Annotated in this window: 1 protein-coding gene; it reads right to left on the reverse strand. The window is 63.3% G+C overall.

What is annotated here, in order from left to right; translation table 11 throughout:
* Positions 1–1,441: isopeptide-forming domain-containing fimbrial protein (locus KUG85_RS21015; RefSeq protein ID WP_223006760.1), on the reverse strand; the 1,441-nt coding region annotated here is incomplete at both ends.

Genomic DNA, 1,441 nt, shown 5'->3' on the forward strand with positions numbered 1-1,441 from the left:
ACTCGTCAGCGTGTAAGTAATCGTGTCCCCCGCCTGAACGCCAACACCATCGCCCACATCCGATGCCTTGGACGTGCTGAGTTCCACCAGCGGGTTGCTCGTCGTACAGGGACTGCAATCCCCCACATCTGCAGTGACAGCATTCGACACAGAGCCGGAAGCACTGTCCGAGACCGTCGCCGTGTAGGAGACGCTGTAGGTACCCGCCGCAGTCCCTGCAGGAAGCGTAAACGACAGGGTCGGCGCCCCACCCGTATCGGCAACAAACGCCCCGGGCACCGTCACGCTGCCGAAGTCGAGTCCCGCCCCCAGCACATCGGTCAGAATCAGGTCCTGTGTCGTCGTCCCGCCAGTCACCACGCTCGTCAGCGTGTAGGTAATCGTGTCCCCCGCCTGAACGCCAACACCATCGCCCACATCCGATACCTTGGACGTGCTGAGTTCCACCAGCGGATTGGCCGTCGCACAGGGACTGCAATCCCCCACATTTGCGGTGACGGCATTCGACACAGAGCCGGAAGCACTGTCCGAGACCGTCGCAGTATAGGACACGCTGTAGGTACCCGCCGATGTGCCGGCGGGAAGCGTGAAGGACAGGGTCGGCGCACCACCCGTATCAGGAACGAAGGAACCCGGCGCCGTCACACTGCCGAAGTCGAGCCCGGTTCCCAGCGTGTCGGTCAAAACCAGGTCCTGTGTCGTCGTCCCGCCTGTCACCACGGTCGTCAGCGTGTAGGTAATCGTATCGCCCGCCTGTGCGCCCACCCCATCGCCCACATCCGATGCCTTGGACGTGCTGAGTTCCACCAGCGGGTTCGCCGTGGCGCAGGGATTGCAGTCTCCCACATCCGCCGTCGCAGCGTTCAACACCTGTCCCGATGCAGCTTCGGATACGGTCGCCGTATAGGACACACTGTAGGTGCCGGCAGCCGTACCTGCAGGAAGCGTGAACGACAGGCTTGGCGCGCTACCGGTATCGGGAGTAAACGCACCCGGTGCCGTCACACTTCCAAAATCGAGCCCCGGGCCCAGCACATCGGTCAGGACCAGGTCCTGTGTCGTCGCCCCGGCGGCAACCACGGTCGTCAGTGTATAGGTCAGCGTATCTCCAACCTGAACACCCACCCCATCACCCACGTCTGATGCCTTCGACGTGCTGATCCCCACCAGCGGGTTGCTCGTCGCACAGGGATTGCAATCCCCAACATCTGCAGCGACGGCATTCGACACCGAGCCGGATGCACTGCCCGAGACCGTCGCCGTGTAGGACACGCTGTAGGTACCCGCCGCAGTCCCCGCAGGAAGCGTGAACGACAGGGTTGGCGCACCACCCGTATCAGGAACGAAGGAACCCGGGGCTGTCACGCTGCCAAAGTCCAGCCCGGTTCCCAGCGTGTCGGTCAAAACCAGGTCCTGTGTCGTCGTCCCGCCTGTCACCACA

Source organism: Nitratireductor rhodophyticola (genome assembly GCF_019891355.1).
GTDB classification, from domain to species: Bacteria; Pseudomonadota; Alphaproteobacteria; order Rhizobiales; family Rhizobiaceae; genus Nitratireductor; species Nitratireductor rhodophyticola.